This window comes from Anaerotignum sp., assembly GCF_051877975.1.
In the GTDB taxonomy this organism is placed as follows: Bacteria; Bacillota; Clostridia; order Lachnospirales; family Anaerotignaceae; genus Anaerotignum_A.
Window position 1 is genome coordinate 1 of the sequence record NZ_JBJEJK010000049.1, and the last position, 7,498, is coordinate 7,498.

General features: G+C 45.4%; 6 protein-coding genes and 2 tRNA genes. 4 read left to right on the forward strand and 4 right to left on the reverse strand.

What is annotated here, in order from left to right; translation table 11 throughout:
• Positions 1–47 precede the first annotated feature (47 nt).
• Positions 48–139: transfer RNA gene (locus ACI39P_RS07735), tRNA-Ser, on the reverse strand.
• Between the two features lie 37 nt (positions 140–176).
• Positions 177–262: transfer RNA gene (locus ACI39P_RS07740), tRNA-Ser, on the reverse strand.
• A gap of 335 nt (positions 263–597) precedes the next feature.
• Between ACI39P_RS07740 and pepT the strand changes: the two genes are divergently transcribed.
• Positions 598–1,827 (forward strand): peptidase T, encoded by a 1,230-nt coding sequence (pepT, locus tag ACI39P_RS07745; RefSeq protein WP_439720090.1) that lies wholly within the window; start codon positions 598–600, stop codon positions 1,825–1,827.
• Positions 1,828–2,220: 393 nt separating this feature from the next.
• Positions 2,221–3,456, forward strand: a complete 1,236-nt coding sequence (gene tyrS / locus ACI39P_RS07750; RefSeq protein ID WP_439720091.1) for a tyrosine--tRNA ligase — start codon at positions 2,221–2,223, stop codon at positions 3,454–3,456.
• 41 nt (positions 3,457–3,497) lie between these two features.
• Here the strand turns inward: tyrS and ACI39P_RS07755 are convergent, their stop codons facing one another.
• Positions 3,498–4,157: an HAD-IA family hydrolase gene (locus ACI39P_RS07755; RefSeq protein ID WP_439720092.1), complete on the reverse strand. Its 660-nt coding sequence runs from the start codon at positions 4,155–4,157 to the stop codon at positions 3,498–3,500.
• Between the two features lie 201 nt (positions 4,158–4,358).
• Here ACI39P_RS07755 and ACI39P_RS07760 point away from each other — a divergent pair, with 201 nt between their 5' ends.
• Complete coding sequence (locus ACI39P_RS07760) at positions 4,359–4,937, forward strand: DJ-1/PfpI family protein (protein ID WP_439720093.1); 579 nt, start codon at positions 4,359–4,361, stop codon at positions 4,935–4,937.
• 131 nt (positions 4,938–5,068) lie between these two features.
• On the opposite strand, the gene sfsA is transcribed toward ACI39P_RS07760, so the two are convergent.
• Entirely contained in the window at positions 5,069–5,758 is a 690-nt protein-coding gene (sfsA, locus tag ACI39P_RS07765) for a DNA/RNA nuclease SfsA (RefSeq protein WP_439720094.1), read from the reverse strand.
• 119 nt (positions 5,759–5,877) lie between these two features.
• On the opposite strand from sfsA, the gene ACI39P_RS07770 reads away from it, so the two are divergent.
• Positions 5,878–7,446, forward strand: coding sequence for a hypothetical protein (locus ACI39P_RS07770; protein WP_439720095.1), 1,569 nt, complete (start codon positions 5,878–5,880; stop codon positions 7,444–7,446).
• The last annotated feature ends 52 nt before the right edge of the window (positions 7,447–7,498 follow it).

The window sequence follows — 7,498 nt, forward strand, 5'->3', positions numbered from 1 at the left end:
CTTTTCTTTTTTATTTCCAACCACATTTGAACTTGGTTTCAATAAAATGGCGGAGAAGGAGGGATTTGAACCCTCGCGCCGCTATTAACGACCTATCCGCTTTCCAGGCGAACCCCTTCAACCACTTGGGTACTTCTCCATAAATGCTCTCAGTTCTAAATGCGATATTCAATTAACGGAGAGAGTGGGATTCGAACCCACGGCCCCTTTCGGAGTCACTGGTTTTCAAGACCAGCTCCTTAAACCACTCGGACACCTCTCCATGGATTTGAGTCGCTTTTTCTTGAGCAGCGAAACCTTGCTTATTATATCTTACCGTCCACCGGTTGTCAAGTATTTTTTTGCTCACTTTTTAAATTCTTTTCAGCGTCCTCTGTGCCATGTTTCTGTCGCTCAGCGGTGATATAGATATTACAGCAAAATTTTCGGTCTGTCAACCCTTTTTCCCAAATTTTTCGACAATTTTTTTCGATATTTTTCCTTACATTATTATATAATTATATGCTGTCAAAATTCAATTTTTTATGTATATGGCTTTTCCCTGAAAACCATGCTAAAATATGGATGATATCAATATTTATATCCAAGGAGGCCACTATGAAAACCGTTACAGAACGTTTTTTAACATATGTAAAACACCATACCACGTCTGATGAAACTTCGTCCACCTTTCCCAGCACAAAATCCCAGCTGGCCTTTGCTTCCTTTCTGGCAAAGGAATGTGAGGGCATCGGGTTGCAGTCTGTCTCCGTTGACAAATATGGCTACGTGACTGCTATTCTTCCCGGTAATTCAGAAACTGCCCCTACTATCGGCTTTATTGCTCATATGGATACCAGCCCCGATGCCGAGGGAAAAAATATCCTTCCCAATATTGTAGAAAACTATGACGGGTGCAGCATCCCTTTGAATGGTACAAGCCTTTCTCCCGAAGAATTTCCCTCCCTAAAGGATTATATCGGTCACACACTCATCACCTCCGATGGTACAACACTTCTCGGCGCTGATGATAAAGCAGGTATTGCGGAAATCTTAACTGCTATGGAGTATCTCCTCGTACATTCGGAAATTCTCCATGGTGATATCCATATCGCTTTTACCCCGGATGAAGAAATTGGGAAAGGCGTCGATTTCTTTGATGTAAACTCTTTCGGTGCAGATTTTGCCTACACTTTAGATGGCGGGCGTATCGGCGAATTAGAATACGAGAACTTCAACGCAGCCCGTGCCATCATCCGCATCAAAGGAAAAAATGTACATCCCGGCACTGCGAAAAATGTGATGGTAAATGCAGCTCTCATTGGCACAGAAATTGCTTCTCTCCTGCCGGAAAGAGAAGTCCCCTCTAAAACAGAAGGTTACGAAGGCTTCTTCCATCTTTGCTCTTTTGAAGGGGATGTCACTTCCGCTGTCCTGACCTATATCATCCGTGATTTTGACAAAGCCTCTTTCGAACACCGCAAGGATCTGATCCGTTTGATCGTGGAACGCAAAAACACACAGCATCAGGGCGCCATCGAACTGGAGCTGAGAGATGAATATTACAATATGCTTTCCCAAATAGAACCCCACATGGAAATCGTCGATTTGGCAAAACAAGCCATGCTGGATTGTGGTGTGACTCCCATTATCCAACCTATTCGCGGCGGCACAGATGGCGCCCGTCTGTCCTTCATGGGTCTGCCTTGCCCCAATCTCTTTGCCGGCGGTCATAATTTCCATAGCAATTACGAATTCATTCCTGTTTCCTCCATGGAAAAGGCTGTAGAAATGATCGTTCGTATTGCAGAACTGGGGGCAACTCTTGACTTTCCAAAAAACCTATGATAGAATTTCCTCATAAATATGAGCAAACAGCGAAGATTGAGTATATGGGCAAAGCTGGTTACAACCGCAGAGAGCAGTCCGGTTGCTGAAAGGATTGCAGCACAGTATTTGTAAATTACGCCTCATGAGCTTTGTGCAGGAAATGGCACAACGTCCGCTCCCCGTTACCGGAGCCGAAAGATGTTTGTCTTTTGATGAACATAAATGAAGGTGGTACCACGGGTCCTCTCGTCCTTTTGGCGATAGGGCCTTTTTCTTTTGTGCAAAGCGGAAAAATCCATTTAGATTCTATTCCCCCGCCTAATGCGGAACATGTATAAAATCTAAATGATTTGCGGAGCAAACCATGCCATCATCTATTCTTAATCATAAACAGAAAAGGAGAATGTAACTATGAATGCTTATGAAGTATTAAAAGAACGCGGCTTCATCGAACAGCTGACACATGAAGAAGAAATCAAAGCCCTTTTTGAAAAAGGCGGGGTAACCTTCTATATCGGTATCGACCCCACAGCAGACAGCCTCCACGTTGGTCATTTTCTGACCGTTATGGCTATGGCACACATGCAGCGTTGCGGCAATCGCCCCATCTGTCTGGTAGGCGGCGGTACAGCCATGATTGGCGATCCCTCCGGCAAAGCAGATATGCGTAAAATGATGACAGTAGAAACCATCGACCATAATGTTGCCTGCATCAAAAAACAGCTGTCCCGCTTCATCAATTTCAACGAAGGCGAAGGCGGTGCCATTATCGCAAATAATGCCGATTGGCTGAGAAATCTGAACTATATCGAATTCCTGCGGGAAATCGGTGCACATTTCTCCGTTAACCGTATGCTGGCAGCAGATTGCTTCAAAACACGTATGGACAGAGAAGGCGGGCTGACCTTCCTGGAATTCAACTATATGATCATGCAGGGCTATGACTTTTATGAACTGAACAAGAGATACAACTGTTCCCTGCAGATGGGCGGCAACGATCAGTGGTCTAATATCATCGCCGGCGTAGAGCTGATTCGCCGGAAAGCCCAGAAACCCGCTTATGGCATGACATTCAAACTGCTGACAAACAGTGAAGGCGTAAAAATGGGGAAAACCGTCAGCGGTGCCGTTTGGCTGGATCCCGAAAAAACATCTCCTTACGAATTCTATCAGTACTGGAGAAATGTTGGCGATAAGGACGTTGAAAAATGTCTGGCTCTGCTGACTTTCCTGCCTATGGATGAAGTTCGCCGTCTGGGCGCACTGGAAGGTGCTGAAATCAATAAGGCAAAAGAAGTTCTTGCTTTTGAACTGACGAAGATCGTTCACGGTGAAGAAGAAGCAACAAAGGCACAGGAAGCTGCAAGAGCCCTCTTTGGCAAGGGTGCTGCAACTGCCGATGCACCTTCCACAGAAATTCCCGCTTCCGAATTTGCTGATGGCATGGATATCCTGACACTGCTGACGACCATCAAAGTCGTTCCTTCCCGTTCCGAAGGCAGACGTGCCGTACAGCAGGGCGGCGTAAAACTGGCAGAGCAGCCCATCAAAGATGTGGATTTCAAAGTAACCACAGACCTGTTCACCGATGGCAAACTGCTGGTACAGAAAGGCAAAAAGACATTCCACAATGTTATCCTGAAATAATGCAGATGCAAAAAGGGTCGGATACTTATCCGGCCCTTTTTTTACTGCAAAATAAAATTCTTCAATTCCTTCGGTGTATGTACCAGATGGGCGGCTCCTGCTTCCCGCAGAAACGCTTCATTCCGAAAGCCCCAAGTGACACTGACACAGTCCATCCCTGCGTTTTTTGCCGTTAGGATATCTACCTCCGAATCCCCCACATATAAACAGTCTTTTGTGCTCACCCCCAGCCGTTCTGCTGCCGTATCTATCATATCCGGTGCAGGTTTCCGCCGGATGCCTTCTGCTTCCCGCTCTCCTGCCGCCCCGTCGATATAGCCCGGGAAATATTTTTCACATAGCCCCTTCACCGCCAGATCAAATTTATTCGAAACCACACCAATTTTCAGCCCTGCCTTCCGCAGTTCCTCCAAAAGAGGCAAAATCCCCTCATATGGTGCTGTCTTTTCCTCCATATGCCCTTTGTAATACGCCTGATATTCCTTCAAATATTTTGTAAAATCTGTTTCGGAAATCCCCTCCGGCAGAGCTGCTTTCATCAATTGTTCACTGCCGTTTCCCAAGAATTTGCGGATTTCTTCTCTGTCCCGCAGGGGAAATCCGTATTTCCCCAAAATCGCATTGACACTGTCCGTCAAATCCTCCAGCGTATCCAGCAGTGTTCCATCCAAATCAAATAAAATCGCCTGATATTTTTTCATTTTCTCACCTCTTTTTTATTGTAGCGCGCCTTGCTTCCCATTTCAATAATATCAATTTTATATGGATTTTTTTTGCCCACCCCCTTGCTATTTTGTCCCAATCGGTCTATAATGTATTTTAAAAGAAACATCTTTTTATCTAAATAAATCCTCAGTCTTTTCAAAAGACTGTCGCACATTTTCTTTAAAGGAGGAATTCTTATGGCAAAGAAAGTATTGATGTTAGCAGGCGACTTTACAGAAGATTATGAAACAATGGTACCTTTCCAGGCAATGCAGATGCTGGGTTATCAGGTAGACGTTGTATGCCCTGATAAAAAAGCAGGCGACATTATCCGTACAGCAATTCACGACTTTGAAGGCGAACAGACATACTCCGAAAAGAGAGGTCATAACTTCGCTCTGACAGCAGATTTCGATGCTGTAAATACAGCTGATTACGCTGGTCTGTTCATCACAGGCGGCCGTTCTCCCGAATATCTGAGACTGACCCCCAGAGTAATTGAGATCGTTCAGGAATTTTTCGCAGCAAATAAACCCGTTGCAGCCATCTGCCATGGTCCTCAGATCCTGACAGCTGCAAACGTACTGAAAGGCAAAAAAGCAACCGCTTATCCCGCAGTCGGCCCCGATATCACACTGGCTGGCGGCGAATATGTTCCCGTAGATGCTGCTGAAGCAGTGGTAGACGGCAACCTGGTAACTGCTCCCGCATGGCCTGGCGATTCCGCTATCGTAAGAGAATTTGTAAAACTGATGGGTGCGAAATGGGAACTGTAATTTTTCCCCATTACATAACATCTTCCTAAGCTAAAAAGCAGGGAGGACTTTTCTTCGGAATTGCCCTCTCTGCTTTCCTTTTTTATAAATCAAATTTAAACTAAAAAATCGACGCATTAAAATCTCGGTTTTTATAAAAGATTCACCGGCACTTTTTCCGCAATCCAAACCTTTCCCACCTGCACGCCGCAGTCATAGGCTAGGATTTGCACCCCCGCCGCTGCCGCTTCCCGCAGGGCTTCTGTAAATTTCCTGTCTCTTTCCTCATTTGGCCGAAATTCTGTTACTCCCTTCATCTGGATAACGAACAGCACCGCCGCTTCATATCCTTCTTCCTTTGCCTTTATCAATTCTCGCAGATGCTTCGTCCCCCGTTCTGTAGGCGCATCGGGAAACATGGCAATACCCTCTTCTTCCAACGTCACACCCTTCACCTCAATAAAGCCCTTTTTCTCCCCCTTCTGAAAGTATATATCGAATCGGGAATTTCCAAATTTCACTTCCCGCTTCAAAAAATCCACTTCGCCGATTTCTTCTATTCTTCCTTCCGCCAGCGCCTCCGCCGCCATCTGGTTCGGTGCCTGGGAATCCATATTCACCAGCATGTCTCCTTTATAAACAGCAATCAGGGAATATTTCGTCTTTCTCCCCTCTTTGTCTGCTTCTTCCAAAAAAATTCGGGCTCCTTCCAGGAGCAATTCTTTGCATCTGCCTGTATTTTTCACATGAACCATTTCTTCCTGCTCCTCCAGCTCCACAAAAGCCGTAAAGCGGTTCACCCTTCGCAGGAATTTCGCTTCTATCATTTTTCCGTATTCCATTTTCCTCTCTCCTTTGAAAAGATTATAGCATTTCTCCCCCGAATCGAAAAGAACCTTGTACAACCCCTTCTTTTCCTGATATAATAAAGAATAATTTATTTATGAAAGGAGTCCTTCTTTTGTCAAATATTGCAATGGAAGAAAAAATAAGAAATCTTTCTGCCGATTATATCTATCAGCAGGCTGTTGGTTCTCTGCTTTTGATGCTGATGAGTGCCATGGAAGATGCGGAAAAAGGCGAAGACGCCCTGCCCTACGAAATTCCTGCCGATGTGCAGGAAATCAAAGACGAAATCAAGGCCTATCTCATCCGTCTGGAAGATCTGCTGGACAGTGATACAGATTCCCGCATGGCCGCTCTGGAAGATTGTCTGGAACTGAAAAAACGCCTGCTTTCCATCTATGAAACCATCTATAGCTACTTCTCCCAGTGGAACATCATTTCCACTCTGGTCAGTGATCAAGTGGCACTCCGCAAATATAAAGAAGATGGTGTTTCCCAGAAACAAGTAGAATGGTCTCTCTTTTTCGCAGACTGCCACGCTTTCATGGAAAGCGCCGAAACCCTTTTGGATCAAAAAAACTATATGGGCCAGATTTTAAAATGTATGCCCATCTATATGACAAGAGATAAATATTACGATAACGTCCGCGCTTCCCTGGAAGCAGCTTTTGCCGGAGAAAGCAAGGAATTTATCGAAGTTTCTCTGAAAGCCTTTGAAGGCTTCTGCAGCCCCCAGGAAAATCCTCTCTACGGCAAATATTTCCCTGAAATCGCCGAATGGATCGGCCAGAAACGCATGCAGCTGCCCCATACCCTTTCCGATGATGAGCTTTCCGATTTCTATGAAGAGCTGCGGGAAGTTTTTGAAACATTGGAGCAGATTGAGGAATATTTCTCCTGTATCCTCCACGATATCAATTCCCTGATCCTGCTGCTCTACCTGACCTATTCCTTCAAGGAAATCACAGAGGGCAGTGCCGCCTATGCGGATCTGTATCACACCGTATGCGCTTTCATCAGTGACCAGCTTACCCTGACAGAAAAAGCGGCATATCTGGATACGCTGACAGAACAGCTGGAAGCAGCCGTAGAACCTGTTATTGATAAAGCCAATGCCATCGGCAAGGAAGAATACGAACTGCTGCAGAAAGCCGGTTCTTTCGCAGGCTTCTCCGATGATACAAAAAAAGTCCTGATGACAGAAGAATTCATTCGAGACTGTTTCTTCGGTGATTTGAATGATGAACTGTTCCGCTTCGATCTGCCCGAAGATCTGCCCCCTGCTACAGCAGAAGAAAAGAAAGTCCTTTTCGATGCTTTTATCACGAAAACAAGAAACCATTTCGATACCCTGCCCGCCCAGACAAGAAAACTGGCCATGCAGAACCTAAGCGGTGCCCTGCCTCCTATCTATTCTGTCCATGATGTAATGGATATGATGATGGAAGCCATTGATAAAGCATCTACCGAAGAACAGAAAATTCTCATTGTAGATAAAGTCGGCATGGTATTCAGCGATAACGGCTGGCAGTCCATTACGGAAGGTCATGTTCATGATGACGATTGCGGTTGCGGCCACGAGCATCACCATCATATCCATGACTGCGGCTGCGGTCACGACCATGAACACCATCACCACCATGACTGTGGCTGCGATCACGATCACGAACATCATCACCACTAAGTCCAGCGGTGTGATGTCAAGTGAGAAATGAATAATAAATCAAATTTTTTTC